Below are 21,684 nucleotides of genomic sequence, written 5' to 3' on the forward strand. Positions count from 1 at the left end.
GGCTCCGTGTCGTCTTAGCGGTGCTCGCCCATAACCTCACCAGGCCCTAAACGGCGTTTCCAGTTGAGCTGCACCGAGGTGGCCGCCGCGTTCAGCGCGGCGCACCAGCAGAGCGCCGAGCAGCTCGCGGCCGAGTTCGAGGTCGAGATGGTCAAGACCTGGCACACGCGAATAGACGGGCGCGAGCGCGACGAACACCGAGCGATGGACGGGGAGACGGTGCCGATCGACGAGCCGTTCAGCAACGGGCTGATGCAGCCGGGGGAGCCGAATTGCAGGTGCGTGGTGACGTACGTGGCAAAAGTGCCGTGAGGGGTGATTGAATGGGGGACGTGGACTGGCGTGAACTCACTAACACACAGTTTGTCCCCCGTAACGACTATGGGGGGGCGGACTTTCACTTGGGCTTAATTACGTGCGCTTACTGCGATACGAGGGGTAGCTTTGACAAAGAGCTTGAATCCCAGCGCACACAAACAGGAGGGCGCTTTGTTGAAACGACTTGGTTGACCTTGAAATGTCAAGCGTGCTCAAACCGCACCTTTATTACTCATGGCCCTCATAGCTATTCTGGTGTGGATTACGTACAGTTCCCACGTCCAATAGGTGCGAGCAGCGTAAATGAGGCCGTTCCGCCCGTACCTGCCCGTTTCTACGTACAGGCTCAGGAGAATATCCGCACCAAGAGTTGGGACGGGGCGATCCTCCTCGCACGTAGCGCCCTTCAGGCAGTTACCCGAGGTTTCGAGGCGCAGGGGAGAAACCTGGCGGCAGAGATTGATGATCTTGCAGAGCGCAAGCTTATTGTTGCTTCTATGAGAGATTGGGCGCACCAAGTCCGGGAGGTAGGTAATGACAGCGCTCATCCCCGTGAGACGGATACTCCGCCCACTGAAGAAGACGCACGCGAAATCGTCGAGTTCACTGGACTAATGCTGCACTTGCTGTATGTCCTGCCTGCCAGGATCGAGCAACAGAAGCAACGTCGAGAGTAAGAAATCAATTCAACAGCCGCCCTCCAGAGGGCGGTTTTCTCTTGCCCAAGGAGGTGAGACAGCATGACCAAGAGCAACACGAAAGACCTCGTTGAAACCAAGTCCCTCACCATCGAGGTGAAGGCCGAGGGCGAGGGCATCATCACGGCTTACGCCGCCGCGTTTGGCAACACCGACAGCTACGGCGACGTGATCCAGCGCGGCGCGTTCGTCAAGACCGTGAGCGAGCGCAAGGACAAGATCAAGGTCCTCTACAACCACGACTACTACAGCCAGTTGCCGGTGGGGAAGCCCGTCAGCCTGGTCGAAGACAGCTACGGCCTGCTGACCAGCACAAAGATGAGTCAGACCCAGATGGGCCAGGACATCTACACGCTGGCGCAGGAGGGCGCGCTGGACAGCATGTCTATTGGGTACAGCGCCTACAAAGCCGAGTATCCGGATGACGACGCTTCCCGGCAGTCGGGCATCTGGCGCGTCATTACCGAAGCCAAGCTCTACGAGTATTCGTTCGTTCCCTTCCCAGCGAACGAGGGCGCGGTGATCACCGGCATCAAGTCCGGCGCCGACCTGGAACGCGAGATACGCCGCTGGAAGGCCATCACCGAAGTCAACCTCTCCACGAAGGCGGGGCGGGTCCTCTCTGCAGCGAACGCGAAGAAGATCCTCTCCGCCCTTACCGAACTTCAAGACCTTGTTTCCGCAGCCGGGTTGGACGAAGCCGCCGATGAGGGCACTTCGGACACGTCCACTGGGGATACCAAGAGCCGCCGCGAGCCGCCCGCGCACTCGCCGCTGCTGTCCGCGCTGCAATCGAAAGCTTGCACGCTCGACACCGAAGGCCGCAAGTCCAGCATCCTCGCTGACCTGCGGAAGTTCGGTGCATCCCTCGGAGGGAACCCATGACAAAAACCCACCTGCCTGCCATCACCCTCGCCCGCCTCGCTGCCTCTATGAGCGAGGCTTTTTCCGGCCCCGCAATGAGCGGCAGCATGTTCGGCGGCGCTGGCGTGCCGCTGTTCGACGATGCCGACCCGACCCCGCACGTGATGGCCGAGCTGAAGCGCATCGAGACGGGCCTGAAGAGCCACCTCGACACCCAGATCAAGGAAATCAAGGCCAACGGTGAGACCAGCAAGGAAACGCGCGAGGAAATCACCAAGCTGGAGAAGAAGTACGACGACCAGGTGCAGAAGGTCCACGACCTGGAAGTGAAGCTGGGCCGCCTGGATATGGGGGGCGCGAGCCGTCACGAGGTCAAGACCGCCGGGCAGCGCTTCACCGACAGCGACGAGTTCAAGGCCTTTGCCGAGCGCAAGAGCGGCGAGGCCCGCTTCGAGGTCAAGGCCCTGACCAGCGACGCGGGCAGCGTGGGCACCCTGATCCAGCCCCAGCGCCTCACCGAGATCATCCGCCCCCAGGTACGCGCCGACCACGTGCGCGACATCATCCGTGTGGGCAACACGACCAGCAACGCCATCGAGTACCCGCGCGAGACGCTGTTCACCAACAACGCCGCGCCGGTCGCGGAAGGGCAGCTCAAGCCCGAGAGCAACCTGAAGTTCGACACCATGACGGTGGGTGTGAAGACCATCGCGCACTGGGTCCCGATCAGCAAGCAGGCGCGCGACGACATCCCCATGCTCACCTCCTACGTGGACGGTCGCCTGGTCGAGGGGCTGCACATCGTCGAGGACCGCGAGCTGCTGTATGGCGACGGCACCGGTGAGCACCTGTTGGGCCTGATTCCCCAGGCCAGCGCCTACAACCGCCGCAAGTCGGGTGACACCGCTATCGACACGCTGCGCCGCGCCCGCACCCAGGTGCGCCTGGCCGAGTACCAGGCGGACGGGATCGTGCTGAACCCGGCGGACTGGGAAGACATCGAGCTGGAGAAGGGCAGCGACGGGCGCTACATCTGGGTCAGCGTCGTGGTCGGTGGCGAACAGCGCCTGTGGAAGATGCCGGTCATCGAAACCACGGCCATCACGGAAAACGACTTCCTGGTCGGGGCCTTCGGCATGGCCGCGCAGATCTTCCTGCGCGAGGACGCCACGGTGGCGATCAGCGAACACGACCGCGACAACTTCGTGCGGAACATGCTCACGCTGCGCGCAGAAGAGCGGCTGGCCCTGGCCGTGTTCCGCCCGCAGTCCTTCGTTCACGGCGAGTTCGTCACCACACCCTGAGCCGTCATCCCAACCCGGGCAGTCCTGAGGGGCTGCCCTTTCTTCTGGAGGAGGCATGAAATACCCCGTACTCAGGACGTTTGTGGACAGTGTGAGCGGCGAGCGCAAGGTGCCCGGCGACAAGGTATACGGCACCGTGGAAGCCGACGACCAGCGCGCGAAGGAGCTGGCCCGTAACGGCCTGATCGAGCTGAAGCCCGCTGAACCCAAAGGGGGGACTGATGGCAAGTCTGGTAAGCCCGCCAGCAGCAAGCCCGCTGACAAGTGACCAGCTCGCCGCCTCCGAAGCCCTGATTGCGGCCCAGTTGGGCGTGCCGACCCTAGAACGCACCCAGGAGGCCGAGAGCGGCACAGTGGGGTCCTCGGGCCTGATTGCCCTCTCCAGGCCCGCCGTGAGCGTGCAGAGCCTCACCCTGGGGGGTGCCCCGGCGGCGGGCATCCTGCGCTCTCCCTGGACGCTGGACGTGTCCGCCCTGGTGCGGCCCTACGGCGGCGGCACGTGGGGCGGCACGGTGATCAGCACGCCCTACACGGTCACGTACACGGCAGGCTGGACGGCTGAGGACCTGCCACCGGGTATCCGGCAGGCCATCCTCACGGCGGCAGAACTGGGCGCGGCGGTGCCGGTGGGCGTGAGGAGCGAGAGCATGGGGCCGGTCAGCCGGACCTACAGCGAGGCGAGCACCCTCTCGCCCGACGTGCTGGCCCTGCTGCGGCCCTGGCTGCCGCTGAGGTTCTAGGTGCGGCTCTCGCCCGGGATGCTCACGTCCACCTGTCAGGTGCTCGCGCAGGTGAAGGGGCCGCCCGACCGTCTGGGGCAGAGCGTCACGACCTGGCAGCCGCAGGGCCAGCCGGTGCCGTGCGCGGCGTTCCCGGCGAGCGAACGCACTCTGCGTCGCGCCGGGCTGCTGGGCGTGAAGGTCAGCAAGGAGGTGTACTTGAACGGCATCGATCTCAACCCGGCTAGGCACCGCTTGGTCGTGGACGGCGTGACGTACACCGTCACCGACGTGCAGGAATGGGACGGGTACACGTTGGCAATGGTGGTGAGCGTGTGACCCGGCTGAATCACACCCGCGCCGCCGCGCAGCAGCTCGCCAACAAGCGGGCGGCCCTGCGGGCGCAGGAGTTGCGGACGGAGATCATCACGACCCTCAGCCAGCCGGGGCGGGGTCGGACGTACACCGACAAGTTCCTCATGGTGGGGGGGCAGCCTCTCCCCATTGGCGGGAAGCGCAACAAGCCGCACACGGCCAGCGCGCCCGGTGATCCGCCTGCCGTGGACTCTGGCGACCTCCGCAACAGCATCGGCGTGCAGAAGATCAAGGACGGGCATTACCGGGTCGGAACCAACAAAAAGCACGGCGTGTACATGGAATTCGGTACACGGAAGGTGGCCGCCCGTCCCTGGCTCCGCCCCTCCCTGGAGAAGCTGAGGTCTCGCCGTGGCTGACCTCCTCTCCGCCCTCGCCGATGCCCGCGCGGCCCTACTGGGCATCCCGAACGCGCCGCCCGTGCTGCTACCTGGTGACGAGGACCCCGACACCCCCGAGGTGATCGTCCTCGACTGGGTGAGCAACACCGGCCTACCCCAGTACGGCGGCACCCCCACCAGCAAGCGTGTGCAGGTCACCGCCTACGCGGCCACCCTCGCCCGCGCCCTGGAACTCTCGGAACAGGCCCGCACCGCTATGCGCGAGGCGGGCTTCGGCTTTCTCGCTTCTCGTCCCGCTCCTGACCCCGATGCCATCGGCGTGATCAGCGAGCACCGGAGATAACCATGACTCAATACGACGCTGTGTACGGTGAAACCTCCAAGTTCCGCTACCTGGTGCTGGCCGCAGCCACCACCACCCGCCCCGCTGACTTCAACGCCGCCGCGCTGCCCCTGCCCGAACTGTCCACCACGGACATGCCTGCGCAGGTCAGCACCAAGACCGATACGCCCCCCAAGGTGTACGGCTCGCCCGCCGCTGGGACCGCCGTTACCTGGCAGAAGCCCCGGCCCGACACCGGAAGCTGGACGGCCGCCCTCTCCGGCAACGTGCTGCCCACCAAGGCCGAGCGCACGAACATGCAGACCATGTATGCCGCCCTCGGCAAGTACGTGTGGATCGAGCGCCAGATGAACACCGACGACACCTGGGAAGGTGGGTGCGCTCTCGTCACCAGCACCGGCAAGCCGATCCCGGCGGACGGGTATGTGACGTTCAGCCTGGGTCTGACCGGCTATGGGCCGAAGTACAACGACACCGCCACCATCCCGGCCCCCTGATGGAACTGATCGCCACCTCGCGCCGTGAGGGCGCGCCGGTGGCCTGCGCGTATGGAGCGTCCCTCGTCGACGGGGGACGCTCTCTCCGTTGCGGGCTGCTGTTCGTCATGCGCGGCCAGAAGTCCCGCACGTTCACCATGCGCGACCCCGACACCAAAACCAGACACCGCGTGCGTCTGCCCAAGGAACTGCTGGGCCAGAAAGGCCACGCGCGGATTTCCCGCGTCACCCTGGAGGTTTTGCCATGACCCTGACCCTCGACATCACCGGCTCGAAGAACATCGACCTGAACATTCCGCTGCCCGCCAAGACGAAGAAGAAGCTGGAGGGGCAGGACATCCCGGCACCGGAGGCCGTCACCCTGCACCTGGAGGAGGCCAGCCTCAGCGAGCGTAAGCGCTACAGCCAGAAAGAAGCGCTGGCGCGGGCGCAGGCGAACACTGAGGGGTTCCTGGCCGAGCTGATCATGCTGAGGGCCGCCGAAGGCACGGACGAGCGCGTGGTGCGGGCGATGGTTGACGACATGACGGCCACTGCCGCCGCCCAGATCACCCACGCCTGCATGCATGGTGAACTCCCAAACGCCGAGGGGGCGAAGAAGCCCTAGACCCCGACTGGGAGGTTCTGCCTCCCGATCTTGGCCCCCGGCGCACACAGGCTCTCCTGGCGCACCTGTACGGCCTGCACCCCTGGGACATCGAGCGGCTCACCGAAACGCAGCTCCGGGCGTACCTGGGGGAGGCGAACTGGGTGCTGTACCTGCGCGACCGCGCAATGAGGGACTACCACTTCATGAAGGTGGATAAGAAGGCTCTGGCGGAAGCAGACCTGTCCAGCAACCCTGACCCAGTGGACGTGAAGGCGCGGGAACGGTTCCTGTCGGTCTATGACCTGCCGGAATACCGGAGCAAGAAGATCACCAAACGCGCCGCGCAGGACCTAAAGCGGGCGTTGAAGAAACGGCGCGTGCCCGCGTGGGTGCTCGCCGTCGCGCCGCCGCTGGCGGAGATCGAAGAACTGGCAGGTGAGAAATGACATCAGGCGGCGGAGTGGGCGGGCAGGTCGACACGCTCTACATCGACATTCTCGCGAGGGTGGATAGCCTGGAGCGCAGCCTGCGCGATGCCGAGCGTGTCGCGGGCCAGAGCGGGCAACGGGCCGGGGAGCAGTTCGGTGAGGGCCTACGCCGCAATAGCGAGGGCAAGCTGATCGACGCCAAGGGCCGCTTCGTGAAGGAGGGCCAGGAGGTTGGGGAAGCCGCCGGGCGTGCCGCTGGCCGTTCGTTCGGCCTGCACTTCAGCAACGAGGCCAAGCAGAGCAGTGAGCGGTTCCTCGGCATCCTCGCCGGGCTGGGTGCGGCGGCAGGCAGCGCAGGCATCGGCTTGGTCAAGCTCGCCGGTAACGCTGAGCAGGCGCAGACTGCCTTCACCACCCTCCTGGGGAGCGGAGAAAAGGCTAAGACGTTCCTGGCCGACCTGGCCCAGTTCGCGGCTCACACCCCATTCGACTTGGTGGGATTGCAGGACAGCGCGAAGAAGTTGCTGGCCTTCGGCTTCCAGGCGCAGCAGGTCATTCCGATGATGACCGCTATCGGGGACGCCGTGGGCGCCCTGGGCGGGGGCAAGGACGTGCTGGACGGCGTGACGCTCGCTCTCGGCCAGATGCAAGCCAAGGGCAAGGTATCCGCCGAGGAGATGCAGCAGCTCGCGGAGCGGGGCATCCCCGCCTGGCAGATGCTGGCGGACAGGATCGGGGTCAGCATCCCCAAAGCCATGAAGATGGCCGAACAGGGGGCTATCAGCAGTGCCCAGGCCATCCCCGCGATTCTGCAAGGGATGACCGACAAGTTCGGCGGCGGGATGGAGGCGCAGAGCCGGACCCTCCTCGGCATGGTGTCCAACACGCTGGACACCATGACGCAGGCGGGGATTGCCGCCGGGCAAGCCATCGTCGAGGCCCTGGACCTCAAGAGCGTCCTCTCCGGCGTGAACGACGTGCTGGGTGGCCTGCCCGACATGCTGAAGAAGCTCGACCTCAAGCAGTGGGCGAAGGACAACAGCACCGCCATCGCCGCTGTCGGTGGGGCCATCGTCGCCATGCTGGTGCCCGCCCTGATCGCCGGGGCCTCTGCCGCCGTCGCCTTCATCGCGCCCCTGTTGCCCTTCGCGGCGGCGGGGGCAGGTATCGTCCTGGTGCTCAAGAGCATGGGCGTCTCGCTGGGCGACGTGCGGGCCGGGTTCGAGCAGGCCGGGCGCGTGCTGGCCCCAGTGCGGGACACCCTGCTGGACCTGGGGCGCGACCTGCAAGCCCGGCTGATGCCCGTCTTCGGGATGCTGGGCGATATGGCCCACGCCGGGTTCGAGATGGTCCAGCAGGTCTTCCAGCGGGTGCTGCTGCCCATCTTCGAGATGCTCGCCCCCCATGTGCGGCCCCTCTTGCAGGCGGCAGGCAGCGCTTTCATGGACTTCGCGGCCATGGTGAAGGACGCCTTCCTGTTCGTGCAGCGCACGGTGCAGACCGTCCTGATCCCGGTCTTCGAGAAAATCTGGCCGGTGATCGGACCGATCCTGGGCGGGATTCTGGACGGCGCGACTGTCATCCTGAATGCCCTGGGCGAGACCTTCCGCCGGGTGGGGGCCGTACTGCGCGGCGACTGGGCCACCGCCTTCGGGGACATGCAGACCACCTTCGAGGGGTTCGGGGACAGGCTGGACCAGACGGCCCAGAACATGGCGCAGAAGGTCATCGACACCGGGAAGAAACTGGGCACCTACATCTGGGAAGGGTTGCAAGGGGCGCTCGACGGCCTGCAAGCCCTGATTCTGGACGCCCTCGCCAATGCGATTGAGGCCCTGCCGCAACTGCTCCCCGCCGTCCTGCAACCGTTTGCGGGGCAACTGGCAGGCACCGCCCGCCGCGCCGCCGACCGCAACGCGCGGGACGCGGTCACGCACTACAACAATGCCGGGAACGTATACGCCACGCCCTTCGGGCCTCAGCTCGGAGGCCAGGCCAACACGAATATCCCGGAGGAGTCCGGCAAGTTCGGCTTCGCCTTCATCTCTAGCCTGGCGAGCGTCTTCAGGAACGACCCGCGCGTGGCCTCGGACTGCGCCATCATCGCCTACGAAATCCTGAACAAGCTGGGCGTGAAGGTGAAGGGTTCGGCGGTCCAGAACGCCAACGTGGCCGTTTTGGAGAAGAATGCCCTGGCTTCCGGCTTCCAGAAGGTGGACGGGCAGGAAATCCGCCCCGGCGACCTGGTCGTGTGGACATCCGGCAACGGGAAAACCTATGGCGTGTCCAGCGGGAAGCACGCAGGCGTCGTGACGGGCTTCGACGGCAAGGGCAACCTCAAGATTATCGAGAACCCCGGCACGCAGGCGAACGGGCGGGACGGCATCACCCAGGTCGTCAGCATGTACGACCGGCAGAACGCTGTCTATTACCGGGCGCCCACCTCGCCCTTCGCGGCGCCCGTCACCCAGCAGCCCAAGACGAATCCTGGCGCTGCTACGCCCAGCATCAACAGTGTGTTTCCAGGCGGCGGGAACGCCGCGCCGTCCGCCGAGGACCAGAAGACCTACAACCTCACCCTCTCCGACTGGAACAAGCTGAAGGAGAAGGCCCTCGACCTCTCCCGGCGACTCGCGAAGGCGGAAGAGGACCGCAACTACACGGCCCAGCTCCAGATTCAGGCCGAGATTCGCGGCTGGGAAGGTAGCAATGACGCCCGCAAGGGGGCCATCGGCTTCGCGCAGAAGATCGTCGCAGAACAGGAAAAGATCAAGCCCGTCGCAGGCCCCATCACCACCGCGCAGATCACCAAGGCGCAGCAGCTCGTGGCCGCGCTGGACGCCGCGAACAAGAGCCATGACCCCCGGAAGATCGACGCGGCGAAAACCGCGATGGACTCGTGGTCGAAGGCCAGCGAAGGCAACGCCCGCGCCCTCTCCGCCGTCCAGTCGGCCCAATCCGGCCTGAACAAGACCAGCGGCGATTATGTGGCGACCACACGTGATTTCCAGCGGTACGGCAACCAGGCGCTGCAACTGATCAAGGCGCAGGAGGCGGCTCAGAAAAGCGGCTCAGCGCAGCAGATCGCTGCTGCTGACGCGGCTGTCCGTTCGTTCGAGGGGCAGGGCAAGGCCCAGGCGTCGGTGCTGGCTGCTGAGCGGTCGGCCTACCAGAGTCGCCAGCAGCTCCGCCAGAAAAACGACGCCGATGCCAAACGTGCCCAGGACGAGGCCCAGCGCAACGCCGAGGCGGCCAGCCGCCAGGCTGACCAACTGGCCAGCCGTTCTGCGGCCAGCGCGACCGAGGCGGCGCAGATCAGGGGGCGCGAGCTGCGCCGCTCCCGTGATGAGGCAGTGAAGGCGGCGGGGGACGATCTGGAAAGGGTGCTGGCCGTGCAGCAAGCCTTTGGCCCCAGGATCGAGGCGGCCGCCCGTGCCGAGGCGGAAGCGACCCTCTCGGCCCGCAAGCAGGGCAACACCCGTTGGAAGGAGGAACAGGAAACCCAGGCCCGCTCGACGATCAAGGATCAGGGTGCCCTTGCCGTCCGCCTGAACGAGATCGAGGACGGGTGGCGCACCGAGAACAGCAACGCCTACCGCGCCTACTACGCGGCCCTGGGCACGGCGGCAGGTGAGTCGGCCAGCACCATCGAAGCCGCTGCCCAGCGCGTGGCCGACGCGTCCAGCAAGCAGGCGCAGGACACCTACGCGGCCACCCGGCAGTGGAACCTCGATACGCTGGGGGGCCGCACCGATGAAGGCCTGCTGAGGCTCTACGACGAGGCCAGCGCCCAGCGCGACACCGAACTCATGGAAGCGGTGGCCGCCGAGATCGGGCGGCGGGTGGAGGCGCTGAACGCGCGGATTCTGGAGAGCGACCAGGAACTGTCGCGCCAGCGTATCCAGCTGATCCACGACGAATTCACCGAGGGCGAGGAGGGCGCCGGCTCCTACGCCGACACCCTCTCCATGCTCACGGGCATCCTGCAAGAGGCCATCGGCCAGGGCATCGACCCCCGGCAGAGCGGCTTCGTGCAACTGCTGGACACCTACATTCAGAAGGGAGGCGAGGCGGCACAGGCTGCCCAGTACGTCAAGGACAACCTGGACCAGCTCCTCGCGGCGGGCGGGGCGACCGATCTCGGCACCATCGCCTTCCGGGGCGCTCAGGCGCTCATCGCGGCGAATGCCCGGAACAATGCGCCGCTGCCTGTTGAAGGCGTCACGCTGGAACAAAGCACCGCGAACACTCTGGGCGGGCAGCTCGTCAGCGACGTGTTCCAGGGCAGTGAGCTGGAGCAGCTGGAGGCGGCCATACGTGCCAGCCTGTCTGACACGTTCAGCGATATCGGTGCCCAGGGCCGTGAGGATTTCTGGGCACGGTTCGGGGAACTGAGCAGCAGCACCGAGTTTGATGCGGCGGTGAAGGGGCTGAGTAGCCCGGAGCTGTACCGGTTCATCACCCTGATTGGGGACGCGCCGGAGTGGGCCGACCTGAAGGCCAAGCTGGAACACCAGTTTGCCAGCCTGGTCGTGCTGCCCGCCCCTGACCCCTCGAAGCTGGAGCAGACCCTGGAAGGCATCTCCGGCAAGATCGATGAGGCCAGGAAGGGGCTGGACGCAGGCACCCTCAGCACCGAGGACTACAACGCTGTGGTGCGCGACCAGCAGGAGGCGCTGCTCGCCCTGCTGGTCAACCTGTCGAAGATGGGGCCGGAGTACGCAGATGCGGCGGAAAGCGTCCGCCTGCTGCTGGGGGCGACCACCGCGGCCATCGTCCCCACCCAGGACCTGGGCGAGACGCTCGGCACGCTGGGCGATGAGAAGGCCGTGTCGGTCACGGCGCAGCTCCAGAAGCTCGTGCAGGGCTTTCAGGAAGGGGGCGTTACCTCCGAGGAGTTCCGGGCCGAGGTCCTGAAGATGCTGCCCGTGCTGGAAAAGCTGGCGCTGGCAGCAGAGGCAGCGGGGAGGCCCGACCTGGCTGAAGGCTACCGGGCCATGGCGGCGGAACTGCGCGGGCTGGGCGGCAGTGGCCTCAAAGCCGCTGAGAACCTGGAGAAGCTCGACAAGCTCAAGAGCAAGGTCGCCCAGGTGGGTGAGGTCGTGCAGCAGGTGTTCGGCCTGTTTGGAGCCGACAACGAAACCATGCAGGGCATCGGGCAACTGACCTCGGCGGCCACCGGCGCGGTCGAGGCGTTCGCCAAATTTTCCAGCGGCGACTTCCTGGGCGGGATCTCGGCCGCCCTGGGGGCCGTGATGAACCTGGGGCAGGCCATCGACAATATCGACCCGGGTATCCGCGCCTGGAAAAAGAGCTTGCTGGAGGTGGCCGAGGCCGAGAAAAAGGTCGCGCAGAACGGGGCAGGCATGTTCAAGAACGTGTACGCCGAGGCCCTGAGGGCCGACGCGGCGGCGCGCGAAAAGCTCGCGGGGAGCAACTTCTTCACCCGGCTCTGGTGGGGCCTGACGGGCACGGGTCCCCAGGTGATGAGCGATGCGGCGGCCAAGTTGCAGGTGAGCGCCGCCGAGATTTTCGGCCAGGTGGGGGAAACCATCAGCAGCACGCTGGAAAGTTCCCTCATGAATGCGTTCGAGATGGGGGACTGGTCGGGGGTCGAGGGGGCCTTCGAGAAGTCGCTGAACTCCCTGGTCGCCCGGATGGCCCTCAAGGCGATCATCGTCAGCAGCGGGCTGGAAGAGAAGATCAAAGCCTACGCGGACGCGCGTGCGAAGGCGCTGGAGGACGGCGCCATCAGCACGTCCGAGCAACAGTTCCTGGACTCGCTGATGGCCGACATCCGCAGCGGCACGAAGAGCATCGAGGAGGCGTGGAGGGCCACGGCCACCCAATTGCCGGGATACGGGCAGGGCGCGCCGGAGGCTCCCCCCACCGGTTCCCTCGCTGCCCTTCAGCAGGAGATCAGCGACCTCCAGCAGAAGCTCTCCCTCGCCACCACCGACCAGGAGCGCCAGCGCATCCGCTCGGAGATCGAGGCGAAACAAGCCGAGCTGGACCGCCTGAACGGCCAGGTCGAACAGCAAAAGAAGGCCGCGCAGGGCAGCATCGCGGAACTGCAACAGCAGCTCAGCCAGCTCCAGGACCGCTACAACAACGCGACCACTCAGGCTGAGCGTGACCGGCTGCGGGGCGAGATCGACGCTCTACAAACCCGCATCAAAGTCATGCAGGGGGAAAAGAGCATCTCTCTGGGCACGGTAGACACCTCGACCATCAAGTTCGAGATGCCTGCCAGCATTACGGCCAGCTACAACTTCGACATCCTGGGGACGCTCGCCAACAGCGTGACCCAGCTCGCCACGGCCATTCCGTCGTGGCTGACCCAGATGAACACCAGCGGCCAGGCGCACCTCGAAGCGGGCGCACGGCAGCTCGCGGCGGTGGACCGCCTGGAACGTCTGCTGAGCCGCAAAGACCTCGATTGGGGGGGACTCCGATGAACATCACCGCAGGCAAGGGCGGGCAGGCATGGCGGCCTGCCCGCCTCTTTTTCGAGGCGCATGACGCGCCGCCATTTGGCGTGCCAGACGAGACATTCGGGGCGGCGGCCATCACCGTGCAGCTCAGCTATGGCCCGCTCGGCACTCTCAGAAGCGGCAACATTGGCATGTCCGAAGTGCCTGCAACCTGGGCAGGTCAGGCATGGCCGCGCATGATCCGTGTGCAGTTGGAGAGTGAGTTGGGAACGGGCTACATCGCGGCGGGCATCGCGGAGGCGGCCACCGTGCGGCAGGGCGAGCTGAGCGACATCCCCCTCGTCGGTCTGGAGACGACGTACCTGGGCCGTCCGGGCGACAGCAGCGCAGCGCTGAACGGTGCGGGGTTTACGCCCGGTGGGGCCCGGGCCTTCGGCGTGCCCATGCCTGCGCCGGACGGCACGAAAACACGCCAGCAGGCCGTGGACGATGCCCTGGAACCGTACCCGAACGCTGAGGCCGGGGTGACGGCGGACCTGACCGGGGTGATCGGGCGGCCCGAGTCGGCCACCCCCGCCGTCTATACCCTCGACAGCCGCGCCTATGGCCTGCGTTCGCTGGGATGGACCGTGACGGATTACGTGACGGACGCAACGTACCAGGCTGGGCCGGAATGGCCGCTGCACACCTACAGCCGCTCCGACGTGCCGCCGCTCGCCCCTCGCCGCTCGGCGGTCATCACGCTGGACCCCATGACGGAGACGGTGGAGGAGGTCACGGCGGCAACGACCGTGGGGGGGATCGACGTGATGGTCCCCGTCGAGGGGCTGGACGCCGGGCACACGTGGATTGTCCGCCTCGGCTATCCCGTGGACGTGGGGCAGCGCCCGGTCGAACGCGGGCCGCTGCGGGCGCTGGCGCTGCGGCTGAACTTCACCGCCGAGCGGCGCACCCCCGACCCGGTGAACCTCACCCTCCGGATCAAGCGGGCGAACGGCACCGACTTCTTCCTGCCCGCGACGCCCGTCACGCTGTCCGGAGTCGGGAGCTACACCTACACCCTGCCACCGGAGTTGTGGGGGCCGGACGCGCGGGCATCGGGCGGCTGGGTGCAGGACGTGTGGGTGTACCTCGGCGGCTCCTACCCTGCGGGGACGGCGCCAGCCAACCGCAACAGCCTGGCGCTGAACAGTGCCCAGCTGGTCGCCAGCCGCGAATATGAACGCTCGCGGAACGTGGTCATGCCGCCGGGCTGGATGCCCTACGCGGTCGGCCCCACCTGGGAGTTCACGCTGCCCGGTGTGCACGTGCCGCCCCTTCGGGTGGACGGCCTGCCTGGTGGCCTCTCGCAACACGTGGCGGGCGCCGTGGTGACCTGGGACCAGGGGGAGGCCAGCACGCGCCTCCTCACGGCGGCCCTGCCCTACCGCGGACAGCGGAGGCGGGCATGAGCGAGAGGTACGCCCTGGTGGACACAGCGGGCGTCGCCGTCGCGTTGCCGCCCGATACTCGCCCTGGCACCCACAGCGCCGCGGCCCCCGCCATCAGGCTGGAACGGGCACGCGGCTACACCGAGTTCTCGCGCATCGACGACCGTCTGGGCACACCTCAGCCGGTGGTCCTGACCTGGCGGGAGGAGGCGGCCACAGAGGCTGAGCTGGAAGCACGGCTGCGGATGTACCGCTCGGCCGCGCGCACGGCGGTGTGGCTGACCCGGGCAGGCCGCTCGGCACTGCCCGTGCTGGGGGGGCACCTGGACAGCCGGCCCGTGCAGGACGAGTACAGCAACGTCGCGGATGTGACCCTCACCCTCGCCCCTGGCACCACAGCGGCGAGTGGCACCGATGGACAGGAGGTGGTCTGGTAGATGGCAGATTTGAGAGTGATCGGCAGTCCTGTCGTGCAGGGCGGCGTGCCGGACGGCGTGACCCTGCGGATCGAGTACCCGGCCCAGTACAGCGACGTGCTGGGCCGCGCAGCAATAGCGGTGTACACTGGGCGGTGGACTTCGGGCACCGGCTGGCGGGACCTGACGCTGCCTGCACAGCCGTTCGTGGTGCCGGGGGCGCAGGCGGGGCAACCCGTCCCCCGCTGCACCTTCACCGAGACGGTGATGTACGGCGGCATCCCTCGCGTGCGGTCTTGGACCGCACAGATATACGACAACAGCGGGCCGGGTAGCACGGTGGGCAGCGCGGGGACCTGGGACTACACCGCGCCGCAGGGTCCCGTGGATGTGCTCGACAGCGCCACGCTCCAGGCCGCCATTGTCGACGTGCCCGGCGCGGTGCAGGCCGCCCGCGCCGCCGGGACGGAGGCGGCGGCCCAGGCTCAGACGGCCTATGCCGCCGCGCAGGAGGCGTACTCCGGCGCTCAGGACACGTATGCCGCCGCTCAGGATGCCTACAGCGCGATGGGGGCGGCCAACGATGCAGCAAGTTATGCCAACACCCAGGGCGGCTATGCTCTGGCCCAGGGCGACTACGCTAAAACGCAGGCGCAGCGGGCCGAGGCGGTCGCCAACGGGACCCTATCCTGGGGCAACATCAGCGGCAAACCCGCCACCTATCCGCCCAGCGCCCATACGCACGTCATCGGTGATGTAACTGGCCTCCAGGCCGCCCTGGACAGCGCGGGCCGCAGTTCGCAGGTGGACGTGTTCCAGACGCCGGGGACATCCACCTGGACGAAGCAGCCCTGGGCACGCCGCGTCTGGGTGCTGGTGGTCGGGGGCGGCGGCGGGGGCGGCCAGGGCGGCGTCAGCAGCGGCAACGCCTACGGCGGCGGGGGCGGGGCGGGAGGCAGCCTCACCGTCTGGGAGTCGGCGGCAAGTGGCCTGCCTGCCACCGTCAGCGTCACGATCGGTGCGGGCGGCGGCGGCGGGGTGTCCAGCCCAGCCAGCGCCGCCGGGGCTGGGGGTAGCAGCCTGTTCGGGAACGTGCTGGCGGGCGGCGGGCGTGCCGGGGGTGCGGGCAGCCTCAGCGCGGCGGGGACCGCTGGGCAACCGGACGTTGCGGGACAGTTGCTGGGATCGGCAGGCGGGACTGGGGGGGCCGCGACCAGTGCGGGCGCAGCGGCCGCTGCTTCCACCGGTGGAGCCACAGGCGGCGGTGGCGGCGGGGGCAAAAACGGCTCCACTGCCTACGCGGGCGGCGCAGGCGGGCTGGTCGGCTCTATCTCGTTCGCGTACATCGACGAGCCGGGTACACCGGCCGGGCTGTCCGGCACCGCCCGCCTGCCGGGCCTGCCGCGCGGCGGGTTCGGGGCCGGGGGTGCAGCGGCGATCAACTCGGCGGGCGCTGGTTCGACGGGTGGGGCGGGCGGCTGGCCGGGAGGTGGCGGCGGCGGCGGTGGGGCGACCTACAGCGGGCCGAGTCGCGGTGGTGGCGGTGCCAACGGCTGCGTGATCGTGATCCAGAGTCCGTGAGGAGGATGACGTGCTGAGTCAACAACAACTGATGCTGGGCCTGCGCGGCCTGTACCCCGACTGGCAATGGGGACGGGATGGGGTGATCGACTACCCGGACGGGCCGGAGGGGTTGCCCGCGCTGGCGAACTGGGGCCGTCCTGAACCGCAACCCGATGAGGCGGCCATCCTCGCGGCGGTGGAACGCGGGGAGCAGATCGAGCAGGCGCGGGCCGACCTACGCGAGGCAGAACGCCTGCTCGACGAGCGCATCGCCATGTACAACCGCCTCCGCGCGACCCGCGCCAGCACCAGTGAGATCGGCGAGGTGCAGGACGAGGTCACAGAACTGCTCGACTACATCACGGAGGTCAGGAATGCTGCTGCCAACGCTGTCTAAGCGTTGCCCACTGGACGCCCGCAAACTGGTGCAGGACCCGGACAGCACCTGGCGCTGCCCGCGTTGTGGGTGGACCGAAACGCCGACTCCCAAGGTGGGAGCGGAAGCGCAAGCGGACGCGGAGACGCCGCCTGCTGAGCCGGGCTGACCTCAGCGGCCCAGCATCTGCCAGAGGATCAGGCCCCACAGCACCAACAAGACGAGCAGCAGCACACGCAGGACGATGCTGAACCACCCGAAGGCAAACCGCTGACGCTTCCTCTTTGCCACAGACCGCAAAACGTACCACACCTCGCCCCGCCCAGCCCAGCCCCCCAGCCTGGGCGGGTTCTTCATGCCGGGAGATCGGAGACCCTCTTGACCCACCTCGTCCGCATCCTGCACCGCCTCATCTTCAACGGGCCGCACTGGCTCTTCCGCCTGTTCACGGCCCTGGGCACCTTCGCCTTCGGCGTGGTCTGCCTGTGCCAGCCCGACCTCTTCAGCCACGGGCCGTCCTTCAGCGGCATGGCTTGGCTTCCCCAACTGGTCTGGGGCCTGGTCGCCACGGTCGCGGGCTTGGCCCTGTTCGCGCTGCCCGGCGGGCTGCCCCGGCGGCTGGCCTACCTAGCCGCTTTTTTCTTCCACCTGTGCATCACCGTGAGCTTCACGCTGGGCGCGGGCACTGTCCTCACCGGCAGCACCACCTACGGCCTGCTGGCCCTCCTGATCGCCCTGGCCACCATCACCGAACCGCACCCCCGGAGGCTCTGATGGACCCCGCCATCATCCCCATCATCACCGCCGTCATTGGGGTGACCGGCACGGTCGCCGTCGGCTACATGGGCTTCCTGCACAACCGCCTCTCTGCCGCCAAGAGCGCCGAGCAGGCCATGATCGAACGGCTCGAAAAGCGCCTCGACAAGCAGGACGCCGAGATCAAGGAACTCGAACAGAAGCTTGCCAAGACCGAGCAGCGCGCCGAGACCCTCGAACGCGAGAACGACCAGCTCAAGGAGCGCGTTCGCAAGTTGGAAGGTGAGCGGGCCGCTGTCGAGCTGCTGAATGCCACCCTGACCGCCGAGAACGAGCGCCTGAAGACGGATCTCCAGACGGCCACCCGCCACAACGGCGAGCTGCTGGCCCAGGTCAACGACTTGGAGTTCGAGAACCAGGCCCAGGCCCAGAAGATCGCGGAATTGCAGGGGCGGCTGGCCCCTGCGGGAGACTGCCTATGAACCTGACCTTGACCCCTGACCACGTCCGGGCAGTGGCCCCCAGCAATGCCAACCCCGCCGCCGTGGTGGCCGCCCTCGCGCCGGTCATCACGCGGTACGGCATCGATCAGACCCCCGAGCGCCTCGGGATGTTCCTGGCCCAGTGGGCGCATGAGTCGAACTTCATCTGCACGTCGGAAAACCTGAACTACTCGGCGCAGCGCCTCTCGGAGGTGTGGCCGAACCGATACGCGGTCAACCCTAGGGCTGCCGTGAAGGTGCCCAACGCTGTGGCTCGGCGCCTGGCTGCTGCCGGGCCACAGGCTATCGCCAGCCACTGCTACGGGGGACGGATGGGGAACGGCGCCGAGACCACGGGCGACGGATGGACCTACCGGGGCCGTGGCTGGCCGCAACTGACCGGCCGTGACGCCTACCGGGCCTACGGACGGCTGATCGGCATGGACCTGGAAGGCAACCCGAATCTGCTGCTGCGGGCGGACGTGTCGGCGGCGGTGGCCGGGGCGTACTGGGCGCACCGGCGATACCAGGGCCGCACCCTGAACGAGCTGGCGGATGCCGGACACATGATCAGCGTCACCCAGGCGATCAACGGCGGACAGAACGGCCTTCAGGACCGACTCGCCCGGTATCGCCGGGTAATCGGGCGGCTGCGCGAGCAGGCGGCCGCCCTGGCGGCGCAGGAGGCCCTGGTGCGTCCGGTGCTGCGGCTCTTCGTGAACGGAGTCGAGATGAGCCTGGCCGACGCCGTGATCGCCGAGGACACCATCACCCTGCCCAGCGGCGTCCACCCAATTGACCAGCGGACGCAGGTGGGTGAGAAGCTCTATGTCACGACGGGCTGAGTCACCCGGCGCGCGTCTGCGGCGCGTGATCGTGCCGGGCACCACCGGAGGGTCTACACCCTGACCTGTGGCAGCGCCGGGTTCGTCATGGTCCTGGTGTTGTTCGTGCATGCTCACTTCACCGGCAAGCAGTTGCCCGCCGTTGCGGGAGACATCCTGCTTGCCTCCGTCGGTATGCTGGGTGCACACCAATGGCGCGGCTCAAGGGCTGATCGGGCAAACGCGGAGAACGGGATCGTGCCGGTTCCGGCGGACCCCAGCGCGCCGCCCCTGCCCGACCTGCGCCCGCCGGATCGCTGATCACGCGCACATTTTCCAGTCCCCTCTTGTTAGAAACAAGAGGGGGACTGACTCATAGGAACCTTGAAAAAGTTAAACTTCCCTTTCTTTAAAAGAAAGGGCCATAAGTGCGCTAATTAAATCATAAAATCCCATAAGTATGTAAACACTAGTGACTCCAAAGAATACGGCCATTATTCCTCGTACAGGCGAGCCTACTTCATCTGGGGTAGAAGAAAATATATAGTAGCCGCCAGAGTACATAAGTGCAGCAAAAGATAAAAGCCCTGCGGAAATAAAGTGCCTACCAGCGGCGCGTGCTGCTTTACGTGTATCAGGCTGATCATCAAGGGTTCTGTAAAAAGAGAACATGCAGCTAGCCATAGAGACACAAGAAATTAGGGCAGCCTGACTTATTGCCATCAACGCGATATAGGTTAGTCTTTTCCCGAGCTTAATAAAGGCAAAGATAGCTATGAGAGCAAGGGCCGCCTCCGTGGCGTTCCTGGCAAAGGATATGACTGAGGACTTGTTAAATCTCATTCTGATGATTCTAAAGTTTCAAACCTTCCTGTCAAAATTTGGGTGTCCTGCCCTTGCCTCGTGGGCAACTGCCGCCTGATCCCCTCGGACAACTTGCGCCGAAGCGCCCCATGCCCGCCGATCTGGCGGGGTGGGGCGCTTTTTCATTTCCCATCTGGAGAGCCTGAGAGAGACGGGTTCACCCCTGCGTTACCCCTCCCCACCCCTGGCCTGCCCGTTCTAGCCTCAAGGTTCGTCTCGGGAGGGGGGCACCAAATGCCTGCCCACACAGCGAAACTCAGCAGACCTCAGCACACTAAAACCTGCTGCCCGAGTTGACACGGTAGGGGTCAGGGGTTCAAATCCCCTCGGTTCTACCAGCAGAAACCTCCGCCCAGCGGGGGTTTTTTCTTTGCTGTCCTTGTAGCGGTCAGCGCCTCGTTTTTGCAGGAGAAGGTCGGTTCCTTATTGACGCAGAACCGACCCTCTCCCGCTTTTCCCCCCAGGTATGTGCGTCTGTCCGGGGTGAACGGCGCTGCCCAGCACTCCGTCCGGTGGGAAAAGCCTCTGCCCGTCAACCCTGTGGCCGGGCCAGCGTGTGATGGACCCCCAGGCCATGCCGGTAGACCAGCTGGCCGCCCAGGAACCCGCTGACCAGTGCCAAGCCCAGGGCCGTCCCCGACAGCGCCTTGCCCAGCCCGCGTTTTCCGCGCCGGCGGGCCAGCAGGGAAGCAGTATTGAGCAGGAACGCCGTCTCGTTGAGGCCGCCGTGGATCAGGCCGGTCCGGCGGGCCTGGCCCCGCGTATTGGCCCAGTCCGTCCATCCGGCGGCGATGGCCCCGGTCGCCCCGATGGTCCCCAGGAGCAGGGCCAGGTCGGCGGCGTGTTCGGTATCCGCGCTGCGCTGAAGGGGCAGAAAATCCAGCAGCCCGGCGATCAGCCAGCCGCCCAGCGGGAGGTGAACCAGGATGGGATGTAGAGGATGGCCCAGGGCTTCCCCGTGCAGCAGGCGGAGCACCCCGGCCGGCAGATGACTCTCGGCCTCCCGCAGCGCCGCCTGGAGCTGCTCGGCGAACTGCTCCAGCACCTGGTGGTCGCTCAGCGCGTCTTCGATCCGGTCATTGATCTGTGAATCCATGCCCGCTCCTTGTCCTGTGGCCTCGTCTTGGTCCTGTCTTGCCGTCTACCCTAAGGAGGACGGGCGTGCCCCCGGTGAGTTGTGCCTGGGAGCGCCTTAATCCCACCTGGCCTGAGCGGTTTTCCCCGGGGCTTGCCGGAAACGTTTACCACGGGAAGTGTGATGGAGCCTTGCGCTCGTGCTGGTGGGGCGGGCTTCCCCCGCTGGGGGAGGGTGACGTGAACCCCTTCACACCGCCTGAAAGCGTCCGACAGGTACTCTCTGACTCGTGGTCAGTCCATTCGTTCGTCCCGCCCGTGCCCGCAGCCCCGAGGAGAAGGGCCAGCGGCGCGACGATATCCTGCGCGCCGCCGAGCGGCTCTGGACTACCACGCCCTATGCGGAGCTGAGCATGAACCAGGTGGCCCGCGAGGCGAAACTCGCCAAGGGCACGCTCTATCTGTACTTCGACACCAAGGAAGAACTGTTCCTGGCGCTGCTGACCGAGCACCTCCAGCGCTGGCTGGCGCAGCTCACGGCCTTGCTGGAAGAACGGCGACCGCGCGGGCCGGACGACGTGGCCCAGGTCCTGCTGCGGTCTGCCCGGGACCAGGAGCCGCTGCGCCGGTTGCTGATCCTGCTGGGGACCGTGCTGGAGCGCAACGTGCGTCCCGAACTCGCGCTGAACTTCAGGCGGGACTTCCGGCGGATGGTCCAGGGTGTCCTGGAGCGGATGCCGTTCGCGCCAGAGGTCACGCTCCGCATCCTGATGCACATGTATGCCCTGTCGCTGGGCTGGCAGCAGCTCAGTGAGGAACTGCCGTCCTCGGACCTGGGCCGACGCCCGCGTGACCCCTCCTTTCTGGCCCCCTCCTTCGAGCAGGAGTTCGAGTTCGGCCTGCGGGCCATCATCGACCGTCTGACGGCCAGGGCGTAGGCACAAACAGAAGAGGCCCCCGTCGCCTAGACCGGGGGCCTCGTTCTGTCT

24 protein-coding genes are annotated in these 21,684 nt (G+C 66.6%); 22 read left to right on the plus strand and 2 right to left on the minus strand.

The window, feature by feature from the left end; genetic code table 11:
* Nucleotides 1–63: 63 nt before the first annotated feature.
* The 21 genes from DEIPH_RS12425 to DEIPH_RS12530 all read left to right on the plus strand — a co-directional run bounded on the left by DEIPH_RS12425 (nucleotide 64) and on the right by DEIPH_RS12530 (nucleotide 18,778).
* A complete protein-coding gene (locus DEIPH_RS12425) occupies nucleotides 64–312 on the plus strand; it encodes a phage minor head protein (protein WP_034358564.1) in 249 nt (82 codons plus the stop codon).
* Nucleotides 313–332: 20 nt separating this feature from the next.
* Nucleotides 333–995, plus strand: coding sequence for a DUF4145 domain-containing protein (locus DEIPH_RS19315; RefSeq protein WP_161636066.1), 663 nt, complete (start codon nucleotides 333–335; stop codon nucleotides 993–995).
* Between the two features lie 63 nt (nucleotides 996–1,058).
* Nucleotides 1,059–1,901 (plus strand): HK97 family phage prohead protease, encoded by an 843-nt coding sequence (locus tag DEIPH_RS18830; protein WP_051517352.1) that lies wholly within the window; start codon nucleotides 1,059–1,061, stop codon nucleotides 1,899–1,901.
* The gene (locus DEIPH_RS12440; protein ID WP_200868178.1) at nucleotides 1,898–3,184 is read left to right on the plus strand and encodes a phage major capsid protein; all 1,287 of its coding nucleotides are present in this window, start codon (nucleotides 1,898–1,900) and stop codon (nucleotides 3,182–3,184) included. Before DEIPH_RS18830 ends, DEIPH_RS12440 begins: the two co-directional genes overlap by 4 nt.
* A 55-nt stretch (nucleotides 3,185–3,239) precedes the next feature.
* Entirely contained in the window at nucleotides 3,240–3,452 is a 213-nt protein-coding gene (locus DEIPH_RS12445; RefSeq protein ID WP_034358566.1) for a hypothetical protein, read from the plus strand.
* Nucleotides 3,406–3,924 carry a hypothetical protein gene (locus DEIPH_RS12450; RefSeq protein ID WP_152544923.1) on the plus strand — a complete coding sequence of 173 codons (519 nt, stop codon included), beginning with the start codon at nucleotides 3,406–3,408 and terminating at the stop codon, nucleotides 3,922–3,924. Before DEIPH_RS12445 ends, DEIPH_RS12450 begins: the two co-directional genes overlap by 47 nt.
* Nucleotides 3,925–4,242 (plus strand): phage head completion protein, encoded by a 318-nt coding sequence (locus DEIPH_RS12455; protein WP_034358570.1) that lies wholly within the window; start codon nucleotides 3,925–3,927, stop codon nucleotides 4,240–4,242.
* The gene (locus tag DEIPH_RS12460; RefSeq protein WP_034358572.1) at nucleotides 4,239–4,637 is read left to right on the plus strand and encodes an HK97 gp10 family phage protein; all 399 of its coding nucleotides are present in this window, start codon (nucleotides 4,239–4,241) and stop codon (nucleotides 4,635–4,637) included. The genes DEIPH_RS12455 and DEIPH_RS12460 overlap by 4 nt, the downstream gene beginning before the upstream one ends.
* On the plus strand, nucleotides 4,630–4,962 hold the full coding sequence (locus tag DEIPH_RS12465; protein WP_034358574.1) for a hypothetical protein: 333 nt from the start codon (nucleotides 4,630–4,632) through the stop codon (nucleotides 4,960–4,962). The genes DEIPH_RS12460 and DEIPH_RS12465 overlap by 8 nt, the downstream gene beginning before the upstream one ends.
* Nucleotides 4,963–4,964: 2 nt before the next feature.
* Nucleotides 4,965–5,459, plus strand: a complete 495-nt coding sequence (locus DEIPH_RS12470) for a hypothetical protein (RefSeq protein ID WP_034358576.1) — start codon at nucleotides 4,965–4,967, stop codon at nucleotides 5,457–5,459.
* A complete protein-coding gene (locus DEIPH_RS12475; protein WP_034358578.1) occupies nucleotides 5,459–5,707 on the plus strand; it encodes a hypothetical protein in 249 nt (82 codons plus the stop codon). The genes DEIPH_RS12470 and DEIPH_RS12475 overlap by 1 nt, the downstream gene beginning before the upstream one ends.
* Nucleotides 5,704–6,066 carry a hypothetical protein gene (locus DEIPH_RS12480; protein ID WP_034358580.1) on the plus strand — a complete coding sequence of 121 codons (363 nt, stop codon included), beginning with the start codon at nucleotides 5,704–5,706 and terminating at the stop codon, nucleotides 6,064–6,066. Before DEIPH_RS12475 ends, DEIPH_RS12480 begins: the two co-directional genes overlap by 4 nt.
* Nucleotides 6,067–6,209: 143 nt before the next feature.
* The gene (locus DEIPH_RS12485) at nucleotides 6,210–6,494 is read left to right on the plus strand and encodes a hypothetical protein (protein ID WP_034358583.1); all 285 of its coding nucleotides are present in this window, start codon (nucleotides 6,210–6,212) and stop codon (nucleotides 6,492–6,494) included.
* The gene (locus DEIPH_RS12490; RefSeq protein ID WP_081790910.1) at nucleotides 6,491–12,934 is read left to right on the plus strand and encodes a tape measure protein; all 6,444 of its coding nucleotides are present in this window, start codon (nucleotides 6,491–6,493) and stop codon (nucleotides 12,932–12,934) included. Before DEIPH_RS12485 ends, DEIPH_RS12490 begins: the two co-directional genes overlap by 4 nt.
* Entirely contained in the window at nucleotides 12,931–14,361 is a 1,431-nt protein-coding gene (locus tag DEIPH_RS12495; protein ID WP_034358587.1) for a hypothetical protein, read from the plus strand. Before DEIPH_RS12490 ends, DEIPH_RS12495 begins: the two co-directional genes overlap by 4 nt.
* Nucleotides 14,358–14,777: a hypothetical protein gene (locus tag DEIPH_RS12500; protein ID WP_034358589.1), complete on the plus strand. Its 420-nt coding sequence runs from the start codon at nucleotides 14,358–14,360 to the stop codon at nucleotides 14,775–14,777. Before DEIPH_RS12495 ends, DEIPH_RS12500 begins: the two co-directional genes overlap by 4 nt.
* Nucleotides 14,778–16,337 (plus strand): glycine-rich domain-containing protein, encoded by a 1,560-nt coding sequence (locus tag DEIPH_RS18835; protein ID WP_152544925.1) that lies wholly within the window; start codon nucleotides 14,778–14,780, stop codon nucleotides 16,335–16,337. It begins immediately after the preceding gene.
* Between the two features lie 10 nt (nucleotides 16,338–16,347).
* Nucleotides 16,348–16,716 carry a hypothetical protein gene (locus DEIPH_RS12510; protein WP_034358591.1) on the plus strand — a complete coding sequence of 123 codons (369 nt, stop codon included), beginning with the start codon at nucleotides 16,348–16,350 and terminating at the stop codon, nucleotides 16,714–16,716.
* 357 nt (nucleotides 16,717–17,073) lie between these two features.
* Nucleotides 17,074–17,469 carry a hypothetical protein gene (locus DEIPH_RS12520; RefSeq protein WP_034358595.1) on the plus strand — a complete coding sequence of 132 codons (396 nt, stop codon included), beginning with the start codon at nucleotides 17,074–17,076 and terminating at the stop codon, nucleotides 17,467–17,469.
* A complete protein-coding gene (locus tag DEIPH_RS12525; RefSeq protein WP_034358597.1) occupies nucleotides 17,469–17,933 on the plus strand; it encodes a hypothetical protein in 465 nt (154 codons plus the stop codon). The genes DEIPH_RS12520 and DEIPH_RS12525 overlap by 1 nt, the downstream gene beginning before the upstream one ends.
* On the plus strand, nucleotides 17,930–18,778 hold the full coding sequence (locus DEIPH_RS12530) for a glycoside hydrolase family 19 protein (RefSeq protein WP_051517355.1): 849 nt from the start codon (nucleotides 17,930–17,932) through the stop codon (nucleotides 18,776–18,778). The genes DEIPH_RS12525 and DEIPH_RS12530 overlap by 4 nt, the downstream gene beginning before the upstream one ends.
* Nucleotides 18,779–19,150: 372 nt before the next feature.
* Here the strand turns inward: DEIPH_RS12530 and DEIPH_RS19855 are convergent, their stop codons facing one another.
* Nucleotides 19,151–19,600 carry a hypothetical protein gene (locus tag DEIPH_RS19855; protein ID WP_152544926.1) on the minus strand — a complete coding sequence of 150 codons (450 nt, stop codon included), beginning with the start codon at nucleotides 19,598–19,600 and terminating at the stop codon, nucleotides 19,151–19,153.
* Between the two features lie 553 nt (nucleotides 19,601–20,153).
* On the minus strand, nucleotides 20,154–20,717 hold the full coding sequence (locus DEIPH_RS12535; RefSeq protein ID WP_034358599.1) for a DUF2231 domain-containing protein: 564 nt from the start codon (nucleotides 20,715–20,717) through the stop codon (nucleotides 20,154–20,156).
* A 268-nt stretch (nucleotides 20,718–20,985) separates the two neighbouring features.
* Here DEIPH_RS12535 and DEIPH_RS12540 point away from each other — a divergent pair, with 268 nt between their 5' ends.
* Entirely contained in the window at nucleotides 20,986–21,633 is a 648-nt protein-coding gene (locus tag DEIPH_RS12540) for a TetR/AcrR family transcriptional regulator (RefSeq protein WP_034358601.1), read from the plus strand.
* The last annotated feature ends 51 nt before the right edge of the window (nucleotides 21,634–21,684 follow it).

Origin of the sequence: Deinococcus phoenicis (genome assembly GCF_000599865.1) — a bacterium.
In the GTDB taxonomy this organism is placed as follows: domain Bacteria; phylum Deinococcota; class Deinococci; order Deinococcales; family Deinococcaceae; genus Deinococcus; species Deinococcus phoenicis.

Bases quoted from the DNA above. Each gene is read 5' to 3' on its own strand.
- DEIPH_RS18830 (WP_051517352.1), top strand. From the start codon at position 1,059: ATGACCAAGAGCAACACGAAAGACCTCGTTGAAACCAAGTCCCTCACC.
- DEIPH_RS12440 (WP_200868178.1), top strand. From the start codon at position 1,898: ATGACAAAAACCCACCTGCCTGCCATCACCCTCGCCCGCCTCGCTGCC.
- DEIPH_RS12445 (WP_034358566.1), top strand. From the start codon at position 3,240: ATGAAATACCCCGTACTCAGGACGTTTGTGGACAGTGTGAGCGGCGAG.
- DEIPH_RS12450 (WP_152544923.1), top strand. From the start codon at position 3,406: ATGGCAAGTCTGGTAAGCCCGCCAGCAGCAAGCCCGCTGACAAGTGAC.
- DEIPH_RS12470 (WP_034358576.1), top strand. From the start codon at position 4,965: ATGACTCAATACGACGCTGTGTACGGTGAAACCTCCAAGTTCCGCTAC.
- DEIPH_RS12475 (WP_034358578.1), top strand. From the start codon at position 5,459: ATGGAACTGATCGCCACCTCGCGCCGTGAGGGCGCGCCGGTGGCCTGC.
- DEIPH_RS12480 (WP_034358580.1), top strand. From the start codon at position 5,704: ATGACCCTGACCCTCGACATCACCGGCTCGAAGAACATCGACCTGAAC.
- DEIPH_RS12490 (WP_081790910.1), top strand. From the start codon at position 6,491: ATGACATCAGGCGGCGGAGTGGGCGGGCAGGTCGACACGCTCTACATC.
- DEIPH_RS12495 (WP_034358587.1), top strand. From the start codon at position 12,931: ATGAACATCACCGCAGGCAAGGGCGGGCAGGCATGGCGGCCTGCCCGC.
- DEIPH_RS12500 (WP_034358589.1), top strand. From the start codon at position 14,358: ATGAGCGAGAGGTACGCCCTGGTGGACACAGCGGGCGTCGCCGTCGCG.
- DEIPH_RS18835 (WP_152544925.1), top strand. From the start codon at position 14,778: ATGGCAGATTTGAGAGTGATCGGCAGTCCTGTCGTGCAGGGCGGCGTG.
- DEIPH_RS12525 (WP_034358597.1), top strand. From the start codon at position 17,469: ATGGACCCCGCCATCATCCCCATCATCACCGCCGTCATTGGGGTGACC.
- DEIPH_RS12530 (WP_051517355.1), top strand. From the start codon at position 17,930: ATGAACCTGACCTTGACCCCTGACCACGTCCGGGCAGTGGCCCCCAGC.
- DEIPH_RS19855 (WP_152544926.1), bottom strand. From the start codon at position 19,600: ATGAGATTTAACAAGTCCTCAGTCATATCCTTTGCCAGGAACGCCACG.
- DEIPH_RS12535 (WP_034358599.1), bottom strand. From the start codon at position 20,717: ATGGATTCACAGATCAATGACCGGATCGAAGACGCGCTGAGCGACCAC.